This window comes from Bradyrhizobium sp. (assembly GCF_030646015.1).
In the GTDB taxonomy this organism is placed as follows: domain Bacteria; phylum Pseudomonadota; class Alphaproteobacteria; order Rhizobiales; family Xanthobacteraceae; genus Bradyrhizobium.
In genome coordinates this window covers 23528-46937 of the sequence record NZ_JAUSLT010000117.1, presented here as the reverse complement: position 1 = coordinate 46937, position 23410 = coordinate 23528, and the positions used below count along the sequence as shown (strand labels likewise).

Genomic DNA, 23410 nt, shown 5'->3' with positions numbered 1-23410 from the left:
GCCTGCCGATGGTATTGATGGGTGCACATCGGCGCGAAATTGTGGCGGCCGAACTTACGCGAACGACGCCATCTTCGGCAGATGAATCGGACGGCCGAGCGCCTGCTCCACCAGGTCGAAAGTATCGACCAGGATCCGGATGTTGAGCAGGCGGCCGGCCCTGAATTGCGCGAAGTGCGCGACCCGCAGGCTGAGCGGCTTGTCCGAATCCAGCGCGGTCAGCGAATAGCGCAGCATCGAGGCCGCCGAGTCCACGCCCAGCATGATGGTCTCGCGATCGAAGCGGTGCACCCGGACGTTGTGCGCGATCTGCCTGACGACGTCGACCACCGCTTCGCGGCCGCGGCGCGCGCCGAAGAAGGGGAACATGTCGATCGGACCATAAATGGTCCAGTCGACGTCGTCATCGATCAAGGCTTCGAGGTCTTCGAACCGGCGTTCATTGATCGCGCGATGCAACGCGCGCGAAAAACGCCAGAGACTGTGCTCTGTCATTTGATGTAGGTCCTGAAACTCTGGAATTGGCAAAAACAGCATATGGCCGCAATGAGCGTCATTCGCGACGCCTGGCTCAGATGCTGCACTTCGTTGTTGGCATTACAAATACAAGACTTTGACTAAAACTCAACGGACATTTTTGCATTGCACAAATGCGGCTTGTTCCACTTGTTTACCGGTCGCGCCGGCGCGCCGGCTCCTGCTCGATGGCGATTTCGGCATCGCGAATCGCGATCACGCCGAACAGCAGCGCGCCGCCCGCCGATCGCGGCCCCCAGCGGCATGAAGGTGAAGAACACCAGCATCCCGCTATAGCCTTCAAAATTCGAGGTTTTGAAGAATTCCACCCAGGCGAGCCCGGCGCCGATTCCAAGTGCCGCGCCGCCCAGCGCCCCCAACAACAGGCCGAGCAGGACAAGCAACGCAATTTTCATGGATGTGGTTTCTTTGTGTCGGTGGCCGCAAAACCTCGTGATGGGTCGCGGCAGGGTGCGGGAAGGTTCAATGCGGCGGTCGCGAATAAAATGCCAGCCGCACGCCAGGGGCAGCAGCGCTCAGCTGTTCCCGGGTTTGGTATCGGCCAGAACCGCGGCGACGTCGCGCTCCAGCACCTGCTGCACCAGGTCGAAGGAATCGATGACCTCGCGGATCTGCGTGATGCGGCCGTCGCGAAAGGTGAAAAAAATCGCGATGTCGAACTGCACGATTCGGTCGTTGCCGCTCTTGCGGAAGAACGCCCGCACCAGCGCGGCGACCTTGTCGCCTTCGGCGACGATATAGGGCAGCTCGTAGCGCATGCTGGAATAGCGGGTGTGGACGGTCTGCCACATCTCCCGGATCTGCGCCTTGCCCTGGCGGTGGCCCAGATGCGGCAGGATATCGATCGGCGCGGCCGCCATGTAATCGATGTCGTCGCTGAGGCGGGCCAGCGCGCCCTCGAGATCGCGGGAGTAGAACGCGTCGAACAGATTCAGCACTCGCTGCCGGTTGATTTGCTCGATCATTGTCTTCTCCGCCGGTGTTGCGTCGGACTCGCGCTTGCCGCTCGACTAGAGCTCGACTAGATCCTGCGCGGCTTGTTCCCGGCCAGATCCGCGGCGACGTCGCGTTCGAGCACCTGCTGAACCAGATCGAATGTGTCCATGACTTCGCGGATCTGCGCGATCCGGCCGCCGCGAAAGGCGTAAAACGCCGCGATATCGATCTGGATCGTCCGGTCGTTGTCCCGCTTGTGGAGGAATGCGCGAACCTTCGCCGCGACCTTGTCGCCTTCGGTAACGATGGTGGTCATCTCGTAGCGCATGCCGGAATAGCGGCTGTAGATTGTGCTCCACATTTCCCGCATCGCGGCCTTGCCGTGCCGGTGGCCCATATGCGGCATGATGTCGATGGGGACGTTGGCGACGAAATCGACGTCGTCGGTGCAGCAGGCCAGTGCGCCCTCGATATCGCGGGAGTAGAACGCATCGAGAAAATTCCGCACACGTTGCCCGTTGAGTTGCTCGACCAATGTTTTTTCCCCGCCGGTGTCGCGCCCGACTCGCATCGCCCCGTTCCATTGTGGACGGAATTTCGTCGTTATCAATCGGCAATAAGTTCCGACCGTTTGACGTGCGCGGAGTGGAATGGGTTCACAACTCAGGGATGTATTTTGGTTGTATTTAGGGATTTCTTCCCGAAACACGCGAGCGGCAATCGCGACGCGGCGGCAGGGGAATTCGGGCCGGCGGCGCAGCGCCGCAGGCGCGCAACGCCGTCATGACCGACACCGATGCGCCGCGCCCTGCAATAGGGGCTGAAACCGGGGTCTAGCTCTTCTTGTTCGGGCTCTGCCCGGCGGGGGTCTTGCCGGCCGCGAACGGATTGACCGGCGCGGCGCCGCCCTTCTTGAGATTCTTGTCGGCCTTCGGTTTCTTCTTTTCCTTGTTGCTGCGCATCTGACCCTTGGCCATGACCATCTCCCCTGGCGCCCGGTTGAAAGACTCGGCGCGGCGGCAGACTAGCAAAGGCGCGGGCGTTTGTATGCAAGCGGCGGAAACCGCAGCGCGGTCGATTTATTCCGCACGCCCCGCCGGGCAAATCTTCGCTTGCCGGACTTGCCCGCGGCTCCGCAGCCCGTATCCTCCGGGCGCAGGAGGGCGGCCGTCAAAGTCCCTCCGCTTCCGGGAGAAGACCATGAAACGCATCGCCTGTCTCGTCGCCGCCGGCTTGTGGCTGTCGCTGCCCGCCATGGCCCATACGCCGCAGCAGCCGCCGCACCAAACCTTCGCCGAGGGCGACCTCAAGCTGGAAAGCGGCGAGGCGATCAGGGATTTTGCGATCTCCTACGTCACCCACGGCACGCTGAACGCCAAAAAATCCAACGCCATCCTGATGGTGACGGCGATCTCGGGCAACCACCACCGGCTCGATTTCATGATCGGCCCCGGCAAGGCGCTCGACCCCGACAAGTATTTCATCGTCTGCACCGACGCCATCGCCAACGGGCTGACGACCTCGCCGAGCAACTCCACCGCGCAGCCTCGCATGAGCTTTCCGAAGTTTAGCATCCGCGACATGGTGGAATCGCAGTACCGGCTGATGAAGGAGAAATTCGGCATCGACCATGTCGTCGCCGTGGTCGGCCCATCGATGGGCGGCATGCAGGTGCTGCAATGGGGCGTCAGCTACCCCAACTACATGGACGCGCTGGTGGCGATGGTGCCGCTGGCGAAGACGCCGGCATGGACCGTGGCGGTGCTGGAAGCCTCGCGCAAGGCGATCATGACCGATCCGGCGTGGAAGGACGGCAATTATGACGCGCCGCCGGAGAAGGGCATCCGCTTGTGGCGCGACATTCTCAGTTTTCTTTCGGCGCGCACGCCGGAAATGTATTCGGCCCAGTTCAAGAACGGCATGGACGTGCTGCCCTGGCTGGAGGCGCAGGAAACCGCGCTGCTGAAGGCGTTCGACGCCAACAACTGGATCTACCAGACCTGGGCCTATGAGCGGCACGACGTCGGCACCACCAAAGGCTTTGACGGCGACACCGCGAAGGCGATGGCCTCGATCAAGGCGAAGACCCTGATCCTGACCGGCACCAAGGACCTGCTCAATCCGGAATTCGAACCGATCGAACTGGGCAAGAACATCCCGGGTGTGAAGATGATGACCATCAGCCCGGGCACCGTGACCGGCCACGCCTCGGCCGGCGGCGGCATGCCGGCGGATGTCGAATTCCTCAACCGCGAGACCGGCGCGTTTCTGGACGCGGTGACGGAAGGCGGGAAGAAGTTGAATTGAGCGAGTGTCCATCACCGCTCGTCATTGCCGGGCTTGACCCGGCAATCCAACCGCTTCGCGAGGGTAGGGTGGGCAAAGCGAAGCGTGCCCACCATCTTTGCCGAGCATCACATGGTGGGCACGGCGCGAAGCGAGCGCCTTTGCCCACCCTACGCCGCTACGCCGCTGTCCGAACTGCGGATCAACGGGCTTAGGTAAAGAAGCGCCAGTGAAAAGATGGCCGAAGTTCGTGGGTGAACGCGATTTTTAGCGTTTGCGTGCACTGCAAACCCGTTTCTCGCTTGAATTGTGAGCGTAGCCAGCCTTCTATGTTCGGCCTCAACTCTGGAGTCGAACTCCCAAGCGGAATTGTCGATTATGGCTGGAAATCGCCCACTTCTTCTCACGAGACTTTCCGAACGTCTGCACGGGCTGTTTGACGGGCTGATCAACCTAAATGATGTTGCCGGCAAGCCTGAGAAAGATATTGAGAATTTCTTTTTAACCAGATCATTAGCGGCATTATCGCTTATGGACGACGCCGATCTTCGACCGGATCAGGCCGCAATCTGCGTTACCGATGGCGGATCTGATGACGGTATTGATGGGCTCTACATAGATGAGAAAAAGAAGGTCATCTATTTTGTCCAAAGCAAGTGGCGTTCTGGAACCAAAGGAGTTGAGCTTTCGGACTTCACGAGATTTAGGGACGGCGTGAAAAGCGTCTTGGAATTGAAGTGGACAACCGACAACTCCAACCTTCATCCATTTATTCCAAAAATTGAAAATGCCCTAAAAGATATCGAGACTACACTCGTTATCATTCTGGCGCATAATCTCGCTACAGGGAACGCCTGAGGGGTTCGCTTCCAGCGTTACCAGGTCAAACAATACTCAAAACGACTTGAACGCTTCCGACTTCGTCGCTTTTGATCCGAATCAGGAGCGATTGAGACGTGAGGCGGTCCAGTTAGGCATCACGTATGCGTTTAGGAGAGGCGAGCCGGACCCGCCCCCTGGTTCGGGTTTCAATATTCGAACAGCGACAGTGGCTGCTGCCTGCGCTTCTGGCGATCTAAAATTGGCTGTCTCTGCGAAGCGTTACATCAGTGGCCTGTGGGATGATATTAAGAAGGAGCCGTATACAAAGCTCTTCAATGACGGCACGAGTGCCGCTTACCTATGGAATATTGTTCAATTAATGGCGGTCGTAGATGGAAAGTTGGCCGGGGAAGCAGACGAACTTGAGGGCAGGGAGCGCCTAATTGCTGTTCACGGCAATCGCTTCATTTTGTTTCGTGTCTTTTGTCTGATTGATTTGGAGGCGCTGAAGGACTCAAATTTCGATTTGGGATCCATGAAGATTACGTGCGAAAAGATGGCCGTCGAGATTCTGAACGCGATAATCCCTGCGATCAATGAGAAATTTCCCGACGCTTATCCGGGGAATGTCTTTAAGAATCAAGATCGCCAAGCTGAATTATTGGCAGCCATCTCATCGTAATCGCTATCGAATTGTCCTGATAGCTAGATCATGACGTTAGTCGTTTGGTGTCCTTTCCGCATGCCGACTAATGTTTGCTAAATAACATCACCGCTTCTTCCACCCACCCCGATGCCCCGGCGCACCGCCTGAGGATCGCGGCACCGGGCCGAATTCTGGCCCCGATTGTCGCGAGTCGGTGGGCTGGAAGATCTTGCTGCCGCTGCCTGCACCCGCGTCACCGAGGGAAGGTTTGCGCGGGCGTTTGCCGTCTGGACGGTAGGGCAGGGATTCCGCGGTGTGCATTTCGTCGAGATGGGGCTTGTGGACCTTTGAGCCCGTGCCCGGCGAAGATGACGATGCCGCCCGCGGCGTGTTGTTACCGCCGCGCTTCGATGAGCCCTTCGGCAAATTCGCCGACTCGCCGTATTTCTTCGTGCCGGCATAGGCGCCGGCTTTCGTCGCGACACCGCGCTGTTTGATCGTGGGGTCGTCGACCACGGCCAGTTCGGTCGCGCGCAGGCGTTTGACTTCGTCGCGCAGGCGGGCGGCTTCCTCGTAAGTGAGGTCGGCGGCGGCTTCGCGCATCCTGGCTTCGAGATCGCCGAGCACGGCCTCGAAATTGTGGCCGATGCTGATGACGTCGTCGGCCATGCCGCCGTCGCCGATTTCCACCAGCACATGGTCGCGCTCGTAGACGCTGTTCATGATGTCGCCGATGGATTTCTTGATGCTTTCGGGCGTGATGCCGTTGATGGTGTTGTATTCGACCTGCTTTTCGCGGCGCCGGTCGGTCTCGGCGATGGCGCGCTCCATCGAACCCGTGACCTGGTCGGCGTAGAGGATCACGCGGCCGTCGACGTTGCGCGCGGCGCGGCCGATGGTCTGCACCAGCGACGTCTCGCTGCGCAAAAAGCCTTCCTTGTCGGCATCGAGGATCGCGACCAGCGCGCATTCGGGAATGTCGAGGCCTTCGCGCAGCAAATTGATGCCGACCAGCGCGTCGAACGCGCCGAGGCGGAGATCGCGGATGATCTCGATGCGTTCGATGGTGTCGATGTCGCTGTGCATGTAGCGCACGCGGATGCCCTGCTCGTGCAAATATTCGGTGAGGTCCTCCGCCATCCGCTTTGTCAGCACGGTGATCAGGCTGCGATAGCCGGCATTGGCGGTGGCGCGGACTTCGCCGACGAGATCATCGACCTGGGTTCGGGCCGGGCGGATGTCGACCGGCGGATCGATCAGGCCGGTGGGGCGGATCACCTGTTCGACGAACACGCCGCCGCTCTCGTTCAGCTCCCACGCCGACGGGGTCGCCGACACCGCGACCGTTTGCGGGCGCATCATGTCCCATTCCTCGAACCGCAGCGGGCGGTTGTCCATGCAGGAGGGCAGACGGAAACCGTATTCCGCCAGCGTCGCCTTGCGCCGGAAGTCGCCTTTGAACATGCCGCCGATCTGCGGCACCGTGACGTGGCTTTCGTCGGCGAAAACCAGCGCATTGTCGGGGACATATTCGAACAGCGTCGGCGGCGGCTCGCCGGGTCGGCGGCCCGTGAGGTAGCGCGAATAGTTCTCGATGCCCGCGCAGGAGCCGGTGGCTTCCATCATTTCGAGATCGAAGGTGGTGCGCTGCTCCAGCCGCTGCGCTTCCAAGAGGCGGCCCTGGTCGTGCAGCTGGTCCAGCCGCCATTTCAGTTCCGACTTGATCGACTTGATCGCCTGCACCAGCGTCGGCCGCGGCGTCACGTAATGCGAGTTGGCGTAGATCTTGATGAATTCGAGGTCGTCCTGGCGGTGGCCGGTGAGCGGATCGAACTCCTCGATGTTCTCCACGGTATCGCCGAACAGGTTCACGCGCCAGGCGCGGTCTTCATAGTGGGCCGGGAAAATGTCGATGACGTCGCCGCGCACCCGAAAGGTGCCGCGGGTAAAATCGGCTTGCGTGCGTTTGTATTGCAGCGCCACCAGGTCGGCGATCAACTGGCGCTGGTCGATGCGCTCGCCCTTCTTCAGCGCAAAGGTCATCGCGGTGTAGGTTTCGACCGAGCCGATACCGTAGATGCACGACACCGAGGCGACGATGATGACGTCGTCGCGCTCCAAGAGCGCCCGCGTCGCCGAATGGCGCATGCGGTCGATCTGCTCGTTGATCGAGGAATCCTTCTCGATATAGGTGTCGGTCCGCGGCACATAGGCCTCGGGCTGGTAGTAGTCGTAGTAGGAGACAAAATACTCGACGGCGTTGTCGGGAAAAAAGCTCTTGAACTCGCCGTAGAGCTGCGCCGCCAGCGTCTTGTTCGGCGCGAGAATGATGGCGGGCCGCTGCGTCGCCTCGATCACCTTGGCCATCGTATACGTCTTGCCGGAGCCGGTGACACCGAGCAGTACCTGGGTGCGGTCGTTGCGCGCGATGCCCTCGACCAGTTCCTTGATCGCGGTCGGCTGGTCGCCCTTCGGCTCGTATTCGGATTTGATGACGAAGCGGACGCCGCCCTCGGATTTTTCCGGGCGCGGCGGGCGATGCGGGGTCCAGATCTTGACCTGGCCGTCCTCGCCCTTGAATTCGGGACGGCCGTCGCGGATCAGGCTTTCCAGCGCGTCCGCGGTGGCGGCGACGCCGAGCGCCTCCATCTTGTTGCGCGGCGGCCGCGCCAATGCGGCGAGGTCTTCCTCCTCGGTGGTGAAGCCGAGCTGCTTTGCCAGTTCCGGATCGAGGGTGGGGATGGTGGCGGATGTGCCGTAGTTGGCGGGCGCGAATTCGCGCTGCGGGGATTCGCCGAGGCCTTCTTCTCCCCTCCCTCCGCGCGCCCTGGCGCGTGGCGGGGAGGGGTCGGGGGTGGGGGGTCTATCGGCTGGAGCCGCTGCATCGGTGAATGCCGCGCCACCCCCCACCCCCGACCCCTCCCCGCCATCCGCCTTCGCCCAAGGGCTACGGCGGACGGGGGGAGGGGAGGAAGATGACACATCGCGCTTCGCCACATCGTCGCTGCTGCCGCGCGTCGACGCCCGCGCGCGATGCAGCGCGGCCTCGCCGCCGGAGCGGCGGTCTTTCGAATTATCCGGCGGCGGCCGCAATCCGGTGCCCGAACCCATGCCGGCATCGCCGCGGTTGATCGCGGGATTGAGCAGTTCCGCCAGCGCAGGGCCGATTGGCTGCACATCGGGTCGATGGGCCTTGGATTTCGGGGTTTTCGAGGGCTTTTTGGGATTGTCTGGATTCTTCGCCATGGCACGAATATGGGATGAGTCCGGCTGACATAAAAGGGCAAAGAGCCCTCGAGAGCCGTTGGGGAAAACGCGGATGAAAAGTCTTCTCAGGACGGTGGCATTGCTTGCCTCGTTCACCGTCGGTTCGCTGCATTGTCAGCAGGTGTCAGCACAGACCAAGGACGCGGAACCGGCGACACGCGCGGCCAACGATGCCTTTGTGAAATCGCTGCCGTTTGCCGATCGCGCCGATTTCGACGACGCCAGGCGTGGTTTCATCGCGACGCTCGGGGATGGTGTGGTGGCGGGCGTTGGCGGCAAGCCGGCCTGGGACTTGAGGCCTTACGCGTTTCTGCAGAAGGACGCGGTGCCGGCGACCGTCAATCCCAGCCTGTGGCGGCAGGCGCAGCTCAACGCGCTCAACGGCCTGTTCAAGGTGACCGATCGCGTCTACCAGGTGCGCGGTCTCGATCTCGCCAATCTCACCATCATCGAGGGCGACAGCGGCCTGATCCTGATCGACCCCCTGCTGTCCAACGAGACCGCGAAGGCCGCGCTCGATCTCTATCTCGCCAACCGCCCCGCCAGGCCGGTTGCAGCCGTGATCTATTCCCATAGCCACATCGATCATTTCGGCGGCGCCAAAGGCGTGATGTCGGCCGAGGACGCCGCCTCCGGCAAGGTCAAGGTGATTGCGCCGGACGGATTCATGGAGCACGCGGTGGCGGAAAACGTCATCGCCGGCAACGCCATGAGCCGCCGCGCACAATACATGTACGGCCTGCCGCTGCCGATCAATGAACGCGGGCAGGTCGATGAGGGCCTCGGCAAGGCGCTGTCGAAAGGCACGATCTCGCTGATCGCGCCGAACGACCTGATCAGGCAGGCCTACGAGACCCGCGTGATCGACGGCGTCGAGATCGAGTTTCATCTGGTGCCGGGCTCCGAAGCGCCGGCGGAGATGATCATGTACTTTCCGCAGTTCAAGGTCTTGAACATGGCGGAGGACGCCACCCACAACATGCACAATCTCTACACCCTGCGCGGCGCGCAGATCCGCGACGGCCGGCTGTGGTCGCGCTACCTCAACGAGGCGATCGAACGCTACGGCGACAGGACCGATGCCGTGATCGCGCAGCATCACTGGCCGATGTGGGGCAACGCACGCATCGTCGCGTTCCTGAAAAAACAGCGCGATCTCTACAAGTTCATCCACGACCAGACCGTGCGGCTGCTCAATCACGGCCTGACGCCGACCGAGATCGCGGAGAAGCTGAAATTGCCGGCGAGCCTGGCCGGCGAATGGTCGGCGCGCGGCTATTACGGCACGCTGAGCCACAATGCCAAGGCGGTCTATCAGTTCTATCTCGGCTGGTACGACGCCAATCCCGCCGATCTCAATCCGCTGCCGCGGGTGGAAACCGCGCGAAAGCAGGTCGAATATATGGGCGGGGCCGAGGCGGTGCTGAAGCGCGCCCGCGCCGATTTCGCGGCCGGGCAATATCGCTGGGTGGCTGGTGTCACCAGCCAGCTGGTGTTCGCCGATCCCGCCAACAAGGCCGCGCGCGAGCTCGGCGCCGATGCGCTGGAACAACTGGGCTATCAGAGCGAGGCCGCGACCTGGCGCAACGCCTATCTGCTCGGCGCCGCCGAATTGCGCGGCGGCGTGCCTGCGGCGCAGGGCGGATCGACCGCGAATGCCGAACTGCTGAAGGGCGTCTCGATCGACCTCGCTTTCGATTTTCTCGGCGTCCGGCTCAACGCGGCGAAGGCCGAGGGCAAGCGCATCGTGATCAACTGGACGTTTACCGACCGCAACGAGACCTATGTGATGAACCTGGAGAACTCGGCGCTGACGCACCGCGCAGGCCCGCTCGACGCCAATGCCGACGCCGGCGTCAAGCTGACCCGCGCCGCGCTCGACGCCATTACGCTGAAGCAGCGCAGCTTCGTCGGCAGCATCCTCACCGGCGACGTCTCGGTCTCGGGCAATCCCCTGAAACTGCGCGAGCTGTTCGGGCTGCTCGACGATTTCACGCCGGATTTCGAAATTGTCGAGCCGAGAAAGGTGATGGTGGACTAGCAGGCGGACGGCCGCGCGGCCGATCTCAGGTTGCGCAGCGCATTGATGAGTCTTTCTGAATGCGCGGCTGCGGCGGTGATGCGGCGACATCAGGAACATTTGGGATTGACCGAGGTACCCATTGAGGCCGACGATAGCGCGGTCCAGAGGGCAATCCATGAGGTTGTCGACTCGACTGACGATTGCGATGGTCGCGCTGGTGGTGCTGGCGACGGCTGCCGTGGGCGTGCTGACCTACCGCAATATAGCGGCGTTTGCCCTGCCCCGGGCATTGGAGCGGCTTGACACCCACGCCTATCTGCTCGGCAGCGAGCTCGCGGCCTCGGTTCGCGGCGCACGCGCCGACGTGATCGGCTTTCGTTCCGCTGTCGCCGTCAGCGACATCATGGCGGCGCACCTCCGTCGCGGAACAGATCCGGCCGCTGCCGCCACCGAGGCGGAGGCGCGGCGGCGGATGGCCCAGCGCTACGCGGTGGAACTTGCCACCAAGCCGAATTACTACGCGTTTCGAATCATCGGGGTAGACGACGACGGGCGCGAACTGGTGCGGGTCGACCGTTCCGGCCCCGATGGCGCCATACGCATCGTTCCGGACGACGAGTTGCGGCGGGAGGGCGATCGAGTCGCCTTTACCGAAACGATCCGGCTGCCCGCCGGCGAAGTCTATGTCTCCCCGGTCAATCTCAGTCAACGCAACGGCGAGATCGAGACGCCGCACGTGCCGGTGATGCGGGTCGCAACGCCGATACACACGCCGGACGGCAAGCCGTTCGCGATCGTGATCATCAAGGTCGATATGCGATCGACCTTCGACCGGATCCGCTCCAACCCGATCGACGGCGGCCGCAGCTACGTCGTCAATAATCAGGGCGGCTATCTCGTTCATCCCGACCGGGATCGCGAGTTCGGCTTCATCGTCGGCAAGCCCGCGCATATCCAGGACGAGTTTCCGGATTTCCCGAAACTACTCGCGAGCGGCGATACCACGCCCCGCGTGATGCAGGACCGGGCCGGCAATCGCTTCGGGGTCGGGTTGGCGATCCAGCGGCTGGCGGACGGTCCGCGAATTGCGGTGATCCAGGCGGTGCCGTATTCGGACCTGATGGCAACGACATCGGCGGTTCGCGACGCCAGCCTGCTGGCTGGACTGGGTGCGGCGTCCTTGGCCTTCCTGCTCGCCGTCATCGTGGCCCGCTCGCTGACGCGGCCATTGGTGCAGATGACCAAGGCGGTCGCGGGTTTTACCCGCGGCGAGACGATCGCGCTGCCGACCGGAGGAGGCCAGGAGATCGGGGCGCTGACCCAGGCGTTCGCGGATATGGCGGCCGAGTCGCGCGCCAAGACGGCGGCGCTCAACCAGGAGATCGAGGAGCACCGTCGCACCGTCGAGGAACTGCGCGAAAGCGAGCGGATGGCGCGGGACGTCATCGCCAACGCCTTTGAAGCCGTTATCCAGACCGACGACGCCAGTCACGTTCTCGAATGGAATCCGCAGGCCGAGGCGATCTTCGGATGGTCGCGGCAGGAGGCGCTGGGGCAGTATCTGCCGACGCTGCTGCTGTCGGACGCGCTACTGCCATACTGCCAGGAGATGAAGGAGCGGCTGCTGCGCAACGCCGCCGATGCCGCGGCCGGCGAGCGCTTTGAAATCAGGGCCAAGCGGAAGGATGGAAGCACCGTCAAGATCGAGGCGTCGCTGAACGCGCTTCGCCGCCGCGGCGGCCACGTGTTCAATTTGTTCGCGAGGGACCTGACGCAAAGGATCGCGGCGGAGGAGCAGCTGCGGCAGGCCCAGAAGATGGAGGCGCTCGGCCAGCTCACCGGCGGCATCGCGCATGACTTCAACAATGTGCTCACCGTGATCTCCGGCACCATCGAAATTCTCGCCGAGGAGGTATCCGCCAAGCCGGAAGCGGCGGCCGTCGCCAAATTGATCAGCGAGGCGGCCGACCGCGGCGCGGAACTGACCTCGCATCTGCTCGCCTTCGCCCGCAAGCAGCCGCTGCAACCGCGCGAGATCGACGTCAACCGCCTGATCGTCGAGTCGGCCAAGCTGTTCCGGCCGACACTCGGCGCGCAGATCGAGATCGAATCGATGCTGACGGATTCGGTCTGGACCGCCCTGGTCGATCCCGGCCAGCTCAGTTCCGCGCTGCTCAATCTGGCGATCAACGCCCGCGATGCGATGCCGGAAGGCGGCAAGCTGACGCTGGAGACCCGCAACGTCACCTTCGACGCGCATTTTGCCGCCGCCATCGGCGACCTCAAGCCCGGGAATTATGTGATGATCGCGGTGAGCGACACCGGTACCGGGATTCCGGAAGCGATCCGCGACAAGATATTCGATCCGTTCTTTTCGACCAAGCAGGTGGGCAAGGGAACCGGACTGGGCTTGAGCATGGTCTACGGCTTCGTCAAGCAATCCGGCGGACACATCAAGGTCTACAGCGAGGAGGGCTACGGCACGACGTTCAAGCTCTATCTGCCGCAGGCGGATGCCCCGCCGGAACGGATCGCGGAAGAGCTGTCCAGCTCCGGGATCGAGCGCGGCGAGGAGACCATCCTGGTCGTCGAGGACGACCCGCTGGTGCGCGCCTACGTCAACACCCAGTTGCAGAGCCTCGGCTACAAGACGCTGTCGGCCGCTAACGGCGTCGAAGCCCTTGCGATCGTCGATAGTGGTGCTGCCTTCGACCTGCTGTTCACCGATATCATCATGCCCGGCGGGCTGAACGGCCGGCAACTCGCCGCGGAGGTAGCGTCGCGGCGTCCGTCGCTGCGGGTGCTGTTCACGTCGGGCTATACCGAGAATGCCATCATCCATCATGGCAGACTGGATCTCGGCGTCCTGCTGCTGGCCAAGCCCTACCGCAAACAGGACCTTGCGCGCATGCTTCGGGTGGCCCTGACCTCGGCCGGAATCCTCCCGGCCGCGAAGCCGCCGGCTGAAGCGCAACGCTGATGCGCGAGGCTGAAGCCGGACATCGCGGCGGCGCGATCGCCGATGCTGGTCTCTTGTCCGCGACTGTGGCATTCATCCAGAATACCGGAATGCCAAAACATCGAGGAGACCACGTGGCCGCTGAAATCAATCCGCTTGCCGGCAAGATCGTCGAACCCCGGATGCTGGCAAACGTGCCGCGGCTGGTGACGGCCTATTTTGCCGGCAAGCCCGACCCGTCGTTTCCGGCGCAACGCGTGGCGTTCGGCACTTCGGGGCATCGCGGCTCCGCGCTCAATCACGCCTTCAACGAGGCGCATATCCTGGCGATCAGCCAGGCGCTGTGCGATCACCGCAAACGCAGCGGCATCGATGGGCCTGTCTTCGTCGGCATCGACACCCACGCACTGGCCGAGCCGGCGCTGGCGAGCGCGCTCGAAGTGTTCGCGGCCAACGGCGTCGAGGTGATGATCGACGCGGATGACGGCTATACGCCGACGCCGGTGATCTCGCATGCCATCCTCACCTACAACAAGGGCCGTGAAAAAGGCCTTGCCGACGGCGTCGTGATCACGCCGTCGCATAACCCGCCGGAAGACGGCGGGTTCAAATACAATCCGCCCAATGGCGGACCGGCGGATACCGACATCACCTCGGGAATCGAGCGCGCCGCCAACGGCTTCCTGGAAGACGCGCTGCGCGGCGTCAAACGCATCCCCTATGACCGCGCGCGCCAGGCGGCTTGCGTTCACCGCCACGATTTCATCGGGCCCTATGTCGCCGACCTCGGCAACGTCATCGACATGGAGGCGATCCGTTCCTCCGGCGTTCGCATTGGCATCGACCCGTTGGGCGGCGCCGGCGTGCGCTACTGGCAGCCGATCATCGCGCGCTACGGTCTTGCCGCGACCATCGTCAGCGATGCGGTCGATCCGACGTTTCGCTTCATGACGCTCGACTGGGACGGCAAGATCCGGATGGACTGCTCCTCGCCTTACGCGATGGCGCGGCTGATCGGCATGCGCGACCGGTTCGATGTCGCCTTTGCCAACGACACCGACGCCGATCGGCACGGCATCGTGACCGGCTCGAACGGGCTGATGAACCCGAACCATTACCTCGCCGCATCGATCGCCTATCTGTTTCAAAACCGTCCGCAATGGCGCGGCGACAGCGCGGTGGGCAAGACCATCGTCTCCAGCGCGATCATCGATCGCGTCGCGAAAAAGCTCGGCCGCGGGCTGGTCGAAACCCCCGTCGGGTTCAAATGGTTCGTCGACGGCCTCAGCGACGGCGCGTTCGGCTTCGCCGGCGAGGAAAGCGCCGGCGCCTCGTTCCTGCGCAGGGACGGCTCGGTCTGGACCACCGACAAGGACGGTATCATCTTGGGACTGCTGGCCGCCGAGATGACGGCGCGCACCAAATCCGATCCCAGCCAGTTGTTCACGAAGCTGACCGACGAACTCGGCATGCCCTACTACGAGCGGATCGACGCGCCGGCGACATCGGTTCAGAAGAATCTCCTGAAGGCGTTGTCGCCTGAGAAGCTGGCGATGGCGGAACTGGCCGGCGAGCCGGTTCGCGCGGCGTTCACCGCGGCACCCGGCAACGGCCAGCCGTTCGGCGGCATCAAGGTGACGTCAGACAGCGGATGGTTCGCGGCGCGGCCGTCGGGCACCGAGGATGTCTACAAGATCTATGCGGAGAGCTTTCGCAGCGAAAAGCACCTGCGGCAGATCCAGGACGAGGCCCAGCGCGCCATCGCGCATGCATTCGAGGTCGGTGGCTGAGGGTCCGTAGCCCGGATGAAGCCAGAGGTCGGCGCGAAGCGCCTCCCGATGGCGTAATCCGGGTTTTCTGGCACCGCTCCCGGATTGCGTCCTAGGGTAACGCCGAAGGCGTGACCCAAGGCCTCCATCCGGGCTACGAGGTGATGCTACGCCGTGTGCGGCAACGGCGCGGGCTTGACGATATCCAGATGGATCCCGCCGCACTCGGTGCATTGCATGGCCCAGTATTCGGACCCCGCCCGCCCGGCGATGACGCTCAGCACCGCCAGTTCGGCATCGCATTGCGGACAAAAGCACATAACCGTGGGGGAAGCTGACTGGGCCGATTGGAATTCGGAATCAAGCATGGGACGCTTACCTCTGGGTCAAATCACGCGGCCGACAGCTCCTGTTGCGGCACTTGCGCGACCGCGGCGTATCGGGTGAGCTTGAGGCGATCGATCTGGTTCTTGGCATCTGCTGCGGCGGACTCCGGATCGGGCCAGGCGAAGCCGATTTCAATCGCCGAAAACGCGACGCCGCCGACGATCATGGGATTGCGGTCCGGCCGCCTGAGCCTGGCGTGCCACAGGCCCCTGCCGGCCTGGTAACACTCGATGGCAAAGCCCTCGTAGGTCATCTCGTCACCCCAGCTACTCCTGGGACCGAGGGAAACACGCGCCGGCCAAGACGAATGTGAACCCGTTCACATTTCCGGCTATTTTTTCCGAACCCTGTCCCCGGCCGCGGGTCCGGCCGCTGCGCGCATGATCCAGCGCCGGAACGCGGCGAAATCGCGCTGCCCGGTCTGGAAGCTGCGATAGACCAGATACCATCGCATGCCCTTCGGCACCGTCAGCGCGAACGGCGCGACCAGCCGCCCGGCGGCGAGGTCGTCGTCGATATAGGGCCGGATGCCCATGGCGATCCCGAGCCCGTCGACGGCGGCCTGCAGGGCCTGGCCGTAAAACTGAAACTCCGGCCCGCGCGCGGTCACCCGCCCGACGCCCGATGCCTTCAGCCATGACGGCCAGTCATCGGGCGAATGGGCGACGCGCAGCAGGCTCTGCCCCTTGAGGTCGGCGGGCCGCTTCAACTGCTGCGCCAGCCGCGGCGCACACACCGGCAACAGATCGGCTGCGAACAGGGGCTCGGCGACCAGGCCCGGCCACTCGCCGTCGCCGAGCTTGATGCCGCAGCTCCAGTCGTCGCCGAACGGCGCCGCCGCCCCGCCGGTGGTGATGCGCACCTCGATATCGGGCTCCACTTTCCGAAAATCCGCCAGCCGCGGGATCAGCCAGCGCATGGCAAAGGTCGGACCGACGCCGATGGTCAGCACCCGGACGCCCGACGGCGCTGATACCTGCGCGGTCAGGCTCGCCAGCGCGTCGAAGATCGGCGTCAGCCCGCTCTGATAGGCGCGCCCCGCCGCCGTCGGCGCCAGCCGGTTGGCCTTGCGCTCGAACAGCGCGACGCCGAGCCGCTGTTCCAGAAGATGCACCATCCTGGAGACCGCCGCCGCCGACACGTTGAGCTCGGCTCCGGCGCCCGCAAAACTGCCGGTTCGCGCCGCGGCCTCGAACGCCTTGATACCGTTGAGAAAGAGCAGCCGCCGCATTTTACCCCGGGAGTTGCTACCCTCAGCAAAACTGATGCCAGGCCAAGCTAACTCAGTTTGCGCCGCCGGTACAGGCAAGGCAGATAGGGGGCGGAGATTCGCATGACGCCGCTTCTGATCGCCGCGCTCGGCTTGCTGATGGTCGCGACAGCGTTCCTGTCCGGCCTGTTCGGCATGGCCGGCGGGCTGATCCTGATCGGCGTGCTGCTGACCGTGCTGCCGCTGCCGTCGGCGATGGTGCTGCATGCGATCACGCAGATGGCGTCGAACGGCTGGCGCGCCTTCCTGTGGCGCGGCCACATCAGGTGGCGGCCGGTCGCGATCTACCTGATCGGCGCCGGGCTGGCGCTCGGCGCCTGGTCGATCACCCGCTACGTGCCGGACAAGCCGATCGCGCTGTTGCTGCTCGGCGTGACGCCGTTCATGGCGCGGCTGACGCCGAAGGGCCTGAAGCCCAATCCCGAGAGTATCGCGCAGGGCAGTTTTTATGGCTTCATCTGCATGGGGCTGATGCTGATGACCGGTGTCTCCGGCCCCCTGATGGACACCTTCTTTCTCGGCGGCAATTTCGGCCGCCGCGAGGTGGTCGCGACCAAGGCCGCCTGCCAGGTCGCCAGCCATTTTGTCAAACTGGTGTATTTCGGCGGCATCATTGATCAGGCCGCTACGCTCGATCCGTTGCTCGCCGTGATCGCGGTGGCGGCGTCGATGACCGGCACCACATTGGCGCGGCGCTTCCTCGAGGCCATGACCGACCTGCAATTCCGCACCTGGGCGGGACGGCTGATTACGGCGGTGGCCTGCTATTACATCATCTACGGAAGCTGGCTGCTGCTGGCGCCCTATTTCGAAAGCAAGGCGCTCGCCTTTTGAGGGAAGGAGATGGCGGATGGTCGACAGCACAGACCCGCTGGTGCTCGATCTCGTCGAATGGATCGCCCGGGAGCCACGGCTCTATTCCGAGGTGATCGAGACATGGCGCACCTCGTGCCCGCGCCTGACGATCTGGGAGGACGCGGTCGATCGCGGTTTTGTCACGCGCGAGATGGTTGCAGGAGCGGGTGTGAGAGTGGCGGTCACCGAGGGTGGCGCCATGTTGCTACGCGCGCATGGTCGCGCAGGCTGAAGTAGCCGCTAGAACGCGACCGTACTTCTCACACCAACCAGCGCCCCGCTCTTGATCGCCAGGTTCGGAGAAATCGGGTCCGGCACATGGCCGCCGGGATGGATGATGTATTGAAAGACCGGCTGCATGGTCCAGCCTGGCTTGATCTGGGCCTGGTAGCTGAGCTCGATCGTCATTTCGTAGGCCCGGATCGGGTGAGCGACGCCCGCGAACGCGATCAGGTCGTAGTCGAGTGCGCGGGCCCAATCGGACATTCTCGCATAGATGAAGGACGCGCCGAACTTGTCGTCGGGGCGGGCGGGGAGCATGCCGGCGAAGACGACGCCGCCGTCCAGGAAGAAGTTGACCAGGTTGCGATCGGACGGAGCCCCGGAAATGCGGCTGAAGACGCTGATGCCGCTGTCGGGGCCGCCGCCTTCGGGCCGGTATAGTTGCTGGTCGACGATGCCGTAGATGCCGCTGGTGCCGCGGAACTGGCGGGCCACGCCGTTACTGAGCGGATCCGCCAGCGAATGCCCCGCATGGTCGAATCTCAGATCATCGAATTTGCCGAAATGGTGCCAGCCGCCGAGCCGGAGCGTTCCCGCCAGCCCGCGGGATTCCTTGTCCTGATTGTAGCGATGCTGAATCTCGCCCATCAGAAGCGGCGGGTCGTTGACCCGGAAGTTGGTGCCGGTGCGGTTGACCGAGGCCTGATTGCCGGGATCGCCATTGTACAGTCCGACCAGCATCGACCAGTTCGCGCTGGCGTCGAACTTCCATCGGATGCCGGGGGTAGCGAGCGGGTAAGCCGGCCCGCCGCTCGGCACGTTGGCACCCATGATGGTGGGCCAATCGCTGCTGATGAACATCTTGCTGTAATCGCTGATGAAGAATTCCGCGTCGGTCGTCAGCTGTCCGATGCGGATACCGAAGCGGTCATCAAAGAACTTCTGTTCGAACCAAAGCTCCGACAGGCGTGTCGAGGAGAATGCCTCGATGTTGCTGATGGTGATCATGCTGGTGAAGTGCTCGTCGCGCGGGCCGGAGGTGCGGTGGATCTGAAAGGCATTGGAGAAGAAGCTCAGTCCCTGCCATCCGATCAGCTTCTCGAGGTTGGCGCTGACAGCCACTTCGAGCTTGCCGCCATACAGCGCGCCCTGGTGGATGCCGCCCGAGACGTTGCCGAGCGCTTCGCCGGTATAGACCACGCCATAGGTGACGCCGCGTTCGCTGAGCCATTTGCGGATACCGGCCGGGTCGCCGTTATCAGGCAAACTGGTTGCGATCGACGGGGACGGGATTCCGCCGGACGGCTCGGTCGCTTCCGCAAGGGCTGGGAACGCGCCGGCGACGACCGCGATTGCCAGTGAAATGCCCCTCAACGAGCGGCAGCCCAGCCATTTATGCGACTGCGACTTAATCGCAGAATTTGGCCGGATCCCGCCGAAGACGTTGAAATCGCACATGGTTTTCAAAACGGATTTCCCTAAATGCGAATAGATCGCAATAAGGATTGACACAGGTTCCCATTCCACGCAATCGTTCTTGCGATTAAGTCGCAACAGCAACTGGGTTTGGCGCGGCGGTGCTGCTATTCGGGACGCGGCCATGATTTGGAGAACAGGCGTATGAAGTCGAAGCCGATGAGCCGGTGGCGCGTGGCGACTGCCGTTGCTGCGGCGTGCGCTGCCGCCGTGCTGGCCGCTCCCGCGCAGGCGCAGTCCCGCAAGCCGTTTCGGGTCGTGACCACCTTCACGATCATCCAGGACATCGCGCAGAACGTCGCCGGCGACAAAGCCATCGTGGAATCGATCACCAAGCCGGGCGCCGAGATCCACGATTACCAGCCGACGCCGCTGGATATCGTGCGGGCGCAGGCGGCCGACCTCGTGCTGTGGAACGGTTTTAATCTCGAGCGCTGGTTCGAGAAATTCTTCGAGAACGTCAAGCAGGTGCCGAGCGTGGTCGTCACCGAAGGCATCGAGCCGATGGGGATCACCGAGGGTCCCTACAGCGGCAAGCCCAATCCACATGCCTGGATGTCGTCGTCCACGGCGCTGATCTATGTCGAGAACATCCGCAAGGCGCTGGTCAAATACGACCCTGATAACGCGGAAGCCTACACGAAGAACGCCGCGGCCTATTCGGCGCGGATCAAGGCGCTCGACGAGCCCTTGCGCAAGCGGCTCGAAGCCATCCCCGAAAACCAGCGCTGGCTGGTTTCCAGCGAAGGCGCCTTCAGCTACCTGACGCGCGATTACAAGCTGCGGGAAGCCTATCTGTGGCCGATCAATGCCGACGAGCAGGGCACGCCGCAGCAGGTCCGCAAAGTGATCGACCTCGTGCGCAAGAACAGGATTCCCGTCGTGTTCAGCGAGAGCACGATCTCCGACCGCGCCGCCAAGCAGGTCGCGCGCGAGACCGGCGCCCGCTATGGCGGCGTGCTCTATGTCGACTCGCTCAGCGCCGCCGGTGGTCCGGTCCCCACCTATCTGGATCTGCTAAATGTGACCGTCGAGACCATCGCGAAGGGATTCGGCAAGTGAACGCATCCGCGCCGTTCACCGGCATCGCGCCGGACAGGGCCAAGGGAGCTACATTCGGCTCCAGCATTTCCGTGCGCAATCTCACCGTCAGCTACGCCAACGGCCTGACCGCCGTGCATGACGCTTCCTTCGAGCTAGACCCCGGCACGATCTGCGCGCTGGTCGGTGTCAACGGCAGCGGAAAATCCACCATCTTCAAGGCGATCATGGGGTTCGTGCAGCCCGCGGCGGGGGAGGTGAGGCTGTGCGGTCTCAGCGTCAATGAAGCGCTGAAGAAGAACATCGTCGCCTATGTGCCGCAAAGCGAGGATGTCGACTGGAATTTTCCGGTGCTGGTCGAAACCGTGGTGATGATGGGCCGCTACGGGCACATGAACTTTCTGCGGATGCCGTCGCGCGCTGATCGCTACAAGGTCGACCAGGCGCTGGAGCGCGTCGGCATGAGCGCGTTCCGCCATCGCCAGATCGGCGAGTTGAGCGGCGGCCAGAAGAAGCGCGTCTTCCTGGCGCGCTCGCTGGCGCAGGAGGGCCGCATCATCCTGCTCGACGAGCCTTTTACGGGCATCGACGTCAAGACCGAAGCCGCCATCATCAGCCTGTTGCGCGAATTGCGGGCGGCCGGCCACCTCATGCTGGTCTCGACCCATAATCTCGGCAGCGTGCCGGAGTTCTGCGACCAGGTCGTTCTGATCAACCGCACGGTGCTGGCATCCGGCCCGACCGCGCAAGTCTTCACGCAAGGAAATCTCGAGCGCGCCTTCGGCGGCGTGCTGCGCAACTTCCAGCTCGGTGGCCCCGCGTTGCACGACGATGCCGACACCAGGCGGGTCACGGTGCTTACCGACGACGAGCGGCCGTTGGTGTTCTATGATCGCGCTGACTCCCCCAACAATACGAAGCCAGAGTGATGGAGCCATTCTTCGCCGAGCTGCTGGTCCCATTCAGCTACAATTACATGCTGAAGGCGATGTGGGTGAGCGCGCTGGTCGGCGGCGTCTGCGCCTTCCTCTCGGCCTATCTGATGCTCAAGGGCTGGTCGCTGATGGGCGACGCGCTGGCGCACTCCATCGTGCCCGGCGTCGCCGCGGCCTATATCGTCGGCGCACCGTTTGCGGTCGGCGCCTTCTTTGCCGGAATTCTCGCCGCCGGCGGCATGCAGTTCGTCAAGCTGAACTCGCGCCTGCGCGAGGACGCCGTCATCGGCCTGGTGTTCACGACCTTGTTCGCGCTCGGCCTGCTGATGGCGTCGATCTGGCCGACCTCGGTCAGCATCCAGACCATCGTGCTCGGCAACATCCTGGCGATCTCGGATGAAGACGTGGTCCAGGTCGCAATCATCGCGGCGGTCTCGCTCGCCATCCTGGCGGTGCTCTGGAAAGACCTGATGGTGACGTTCTTCGACGAGAACCATGCCCGCAGCATCGGGCTCAATACCAGGGCACTCAAGATATTGTTCTTCACCCTGCTGAGCGCCTGCACGGTCGCGGCGCTGCAGACCGTCGGCGCCTGTCTCGTCATCGCCATGGTCGTGACCCCCGGCGCCACCGCCTATCTGCTCACCGATCGCTTCGGCCGGCTGATCCTGATCAGCGTCGCGCTCGGCATGGTCACCAGCTTCGCCGGCGCCTACATCAGCTTCTTCCTCGATGGCGCCACCGGCGGTGTGATCGTCACCCTTCAGACGTTGTTGTTCATCGTGGCATTCTATTTCGCGCCCAAGCACGGCGTGATCGCCGCCCGCCGCCGGCGTCTCGCCGTCGTGGAGGCGGAAGCATGATGGCCGTGACCGAATGGATATCAGGGCCGCTGGCCTATCCCTTCATGCAGCGGGCGCTGCTGGTGTCGGTGATGGTGGCGGCGGTCTGCGCGGTGCTGTCCTGCTACCTCGTGCTCAAGGGCTGGTCGCTGATGGGCGACGCCATCTCGCATGCCGTGCTGCCGGGCATCGTGCTCGCCCATGTGCTGAACCTGCCGCTGGCGCTCGGCGCCTTCGCGGCCGGCCTGTCCTGCGCGCTGCTGACCGGCTATCTCAAGGAGAACAGCCGCGTGAAGGAGGACACGGTGATGGGAATCGTGTTTTCGGGGATGTTCGGGCTGGGGCTGGTGATCTTCACCAAGGTGGATACCGACCAGCATCTCAATCACATCCTGTTCGGCAATGTGCTGGGCGTGACCGCGCGGGACCTGATCGAAACCGCTCTCGTGGCCGGCGGCACGCTGCTGGTCGTGCTGGTCAAGCGGCGCGATCTCCTGCTCTATTGCTTCGATCCCAACCACGCCCGTTCGATCGGCCTGCCGGTGCGGGTCATGCATTATGGCCTGCTGGTGCTGCTGTCGCTCACCATCGTCGCCTCGCTGAAGGCGGTCGGCATCATTCTCGTCATCGCCATGCTGATAGCGCCGGGCGCCACGGCCTATCTTTTGACCGACAGTTTCGAGCGCATGCTGGTGATCGCGACCGCTACCGCCACCGTCTCGGCAGTATCAGGAACTCTCATCAGCTTCCACATCGACGGCGCCACCGGCGCCTGCATCGTGCTGACCCAGGCCCTATTCTTCATCCTGGCATTTTTGTTCGCGCCGAAACGCGGCATCCTGATGCGAACGCGGGTTGTTCCGGATGCGCCGCTTCCGGACGCGGACACCTAGCGCGATTCTCTGTTGCTTCATCCTGCGAGACGCATCGGCTTGCGATGCTTCGCTCCCCTCCCTCCGCGCGCCCTTGCGCGTGGCGGGGGGGGTCGGGGGTGGGGGGTGCTTCCGCAAATTCGCAGCCAGTCGAATCCGTTGATAGACCCCCCACCCCCGACCCCTCCCCGCCGCTTCGCGGAGGGAGGGGAGAAGAAAGCAAGCCAAACGGCTGCCATTGACTCCGCGTATCCGTTGCGGTGAA

At 63.4% G+C, this 23410-nt stretch carries 21 protein-coding genes and 1 pseudogene; 12 read left to right on the top strand and 10 right to left on the bottom strand.

Translation table 11 applies throughout. The features are described from left to right. Positions 1–54 precede the first annotated feature (54 nt). From Q7T45_RS18595 to Q7T45_RS18575, 5 genes and pseudogenes are all read right to left on the bottom strand, one after another. Positions 55–495: a nuclear transport factor 2 family protein gene (locus Q7T45_RS18595; RefSeq protein WP_304872535.1), complete on the bottom strand. Its 441-nt coding sequence runs from the start codon at positions 493–495 to the stop codon at positions 55–57. A 175-nt stretch (positions 496–670) separates the two neighbouring features. Then, a pseudogene (locus tag Q7T45_RS18590) lies at positions 671–932 on the bottom strand (hypothetical protein). Positions 933–1052: 120 nt separating this feature from the next. Beyond that, complete coding sequence (locus Q7T45_RS18585) at positions 1053–1502, bottom strand: nuclear transport factor 2 family protein (RefSeq protein WP_304872533.1); 450 nt, start codon at positions 1500–1502, stop codon at positions 1053–1055. Positions 1503–1558: 56 nt separating this feature from the next. After that, positions 1559–2044: a nuclear transport factor 2 family protein gene (locus tag Q7T45_RS18580; protein WP_304872532.1), complete on the bottom strand. Its 486-nt coding sequence runs from the start codon at positions 2042–2044 to the stop codon at positions 1559–1561. A 262-nt stretch (positions 2045–2306) separates the two neighbouring features. Continuing rightward, the gene (locus tag Q7T45_RS18575; RefSeq protein ID WP_304872531.1) at positions 2307–2450 is read right to left on the bottom strand and encodes a hypothetical protein; all 144 of its coding nucleotides are present in this window, start codon (positions 2448–2450) and stop codon (positions 2307–2309) included. A 223-nt stretch (positions 2451–2673) separates the two neighbouring features. On the opposite strand from Q7T45_RS18575, the gene Q7T45_RS18570 reads away from it, so the two are divergent. The 3 genes from Q7T45_RS18570 (at position 2674) to Q7T45_RS18560 (ending at position 5263) form a co-directional block, all read left to right on the top strand. Continuing rightward, positions 2674–3780, top strand: a complete 1107-nt coding sequence (locus Q7T45_RS18570; RefSeq protein WP_304872530.1) for an alpha/beta fold hydrolase — start codon at positions 2674–2676, stop codon at positions 3778–3780. 357 nt (positions 3781–4137) lie between these two features. Further along, positions 4138–4617 carry a hypothetical protein gene (locus Q7T45_RS18565; protein ID WP_304872528.1) on the top strand — a complete coding sequence of 160 codons (480 nt, stop codon included), beginning with the start codon at positions 4138–4140 and terminating at the stop codon, positions 4615–4617. A gap of 46 nt (positions 4618–4663) precedes the next feature. Then, positions 4664–5263, top strand: coding sequence for a hypothetical protein (locus tag Q7T45_RS18560; RefSeq protein WP_370691314.1), 600 nt, complete (start codon positions 4664–4666; stop codon positions 5261–5263). 87 nt (positions 5264–5350) lie between these two features. Here the strand turns inward: Q7T45_RS18560 and uvrB are convergent, their stop codons facing one another. Further along, positions 5351–8473, bottom strand: a complete 3123-nt coding sequence (gene uvrB / locus Q7T45_RS18555) for an excinuclease ABC subunit UvrB (RefSeq protein WP_304872526.1) — start codon at positions 8471–8473, stop codon at positions 5351–5353. Between the two features lie 73 nt (positions 8474–8546). Between uvrB and Q7T45_RS18550 the strand changes: the two genes are divergently transcribed. The 3 genes from Q7T45_RS18550 to pgm all read left to right on the top strand — a co-directional run bounded on the left by Q7T45_RS18550 (position 8547) and on the right by pgm (position 15266). Beyond that, positions 8547–10535 (top strand): alkyl/aryl-sulfatase, encoded by a 1989-nt coding sequence (locus Q7T45_RS18550; protein WP_304872523.1) that lies wholly within the window; start codon positions 8547–8549, stop codon positions 10533–10535. A 157-nt stretch (positions 10536–10692) separates the two neighbouring features. After that, entirely contained in the window at positions 10693–13497 is a 2805-nt protein-coding gene (locus tag Q7T45_RS18545) for an ATP-binding protein (protein ID WP_304872520.1), read from the top strand. Positions 13498–13586: 89 nt separating this feature from the next. Further along, a complete protein-coding gene (gene pgm, locus Q7T45_RS18540) occupies positions 13587–15266 on the top strand; it encodes a phosphoglucomutase (alpha-D-glucose-1,6-bisphosphate-dependent) (RefSeq protein ID WP_304872518.1) in 1680 nt (559 codons plus the stop codon). Positions 15267–15412: 146 nt separating this feature from the next. Here the strand turns inward: pgm and Q7T45_RS18535 are convergent, their stop codons facing one another. The 3 genes from Q7T45_RS18535 to Q7T45_RS18525 form a co-directional block, all read right to left on the bottom strand. Then, positions 15413–15613: a hypothetical protein gene (locus Q7T45_RS18535; protein ID WP_304872517.1), complete on the bottom strand. Its 201-nt coding sequence runs from the start codon at positions 15611–15613 to the stop codon at positions 15413–15415. A gap of 23 nt (positions 15614–15636) precedes the next feature. Then, entirely contained in the window at positions 15637–15885 is a 249-nt protein-coding gene (locus Q7T45_RS18530) for a hypothetical protein (protein WP_304872516.1), read from the bottom strand. Positions 15886–15963: 78 nt separating this feature from the next. Beyond that, complete coding sequence (locus Q7T45_RS18525; RefSeq protein WP_304872515.1) at positions 15964–16863, bottom strand: LysR substrate-binding domain-containing protein; 900 nt, start codon at positions 16861–16863, stop codon at positions 15964–15966. Between the two features lie 102 nt (positions 16864–16965). Between Q7T45_RS18525 and Q7T45_RS18520 the strand changes: the two genes are divergently transcribed. Beyond that, positions 16966–17736 (top strand): sulfite exporter TauE/SafE family protein, encoded by a 771-nt coding sequence (locus Q7T45_RS18520; protein WP_304872514.1) that lies wholly within the window; start codon positions 16966–16968, stop codon positions 17734–17736. A gap of 16 nt (positions 17737–17752) precedes the next feature. Next, complete coding sequence (locus Q7T45_RS18515) at positions 17753–17989, top strand: hypothetical protein (protein ID WP_304872512.1); 237 nt, start codon at positions 17753–17755, stop codon at positions 17987–17989. A gap of 8 nt (positions 17990–17997) precedes the next feature. Here the strand turns inward: Q7T45_RS18515 and Q7T45_RS18510 are convergent, their stop codons facing one another. Next, a complete protein-coding gene (locus Q7T45_RS18510) occupies positions 17998–19437 on the bottom strand; it encodes a carbohydrate porin (RefSeq protein ID WP_304872542.1) in 1440 nt (479 codons plus the stop codon). 177 nt (positions 19438–19614) lie between these two features. On the opposite strand from Q7T45_RS18510, the gene Q7T45_RS18505 reads away from it, so the two are divergent. Genes Q7T45_RS18505 through Q7T45_RS18490 form a run of 4 tightly spaced genes read left to right on the top strand, consistent with a single transcriptional unit; the run spans position 19615 to position 23166 of the window. Continuing rightward, the gene (locus tag Q7T45_RS18505) at positions 19615–20517 is read left to right on the top strand and encodes a metal ABC transporter substrate-binding protein (protein ID WP_304872539.1); all 903 of its coding nucleotides are present in this window, start codon (positions 19615–19617) and stop codon (positions 20515–20517) included. Then, the gene (locus Q7T45_RS18500) at positions 20514–21425 is read left to right on the top strand and encodes a manganese/iron ABC transporter ATP-binding protein (RefSeq protein WP_370691313.1); all 912 of its coding nucleotides are present in this window, start codon (positions 20514–20516) and stop codon (positions 21423–21425) included. The genes Q7T45_RS18505 and Q7T45_RS18500 overlap by 4 nt, the downstream gene beginning before the upstream one ends. Then, a complete protein-coding gene (locus Q7T45_RS18495) occupies positions 21425–22294 on the top strand; it encodes a metal ABC transporter permease (protein WP_304872536.1) in 870 nt (289 codons plus the stop codon). The genes Q7T45_RS18500 and Q7T45_RS18495 overlap by 1 nt, the downstream gene beginning before the upstream one ends. Continuing rightward, positions 22291–23166, top strand: coding sequence for a metal ABC transporter permease (locus Q7T45_RS18490; RefSeq protein WP_304872510.1), 876 nt, complete (start codon positions 22291–22293; stop codon positions 23164–23166). Before Q7T45_RS18495 ends, Q7T45_RS18490 begins: the two co-directional genes overlap by 4 nt. Positions 23167–23410: the final 244 nt, after the last annotated feature.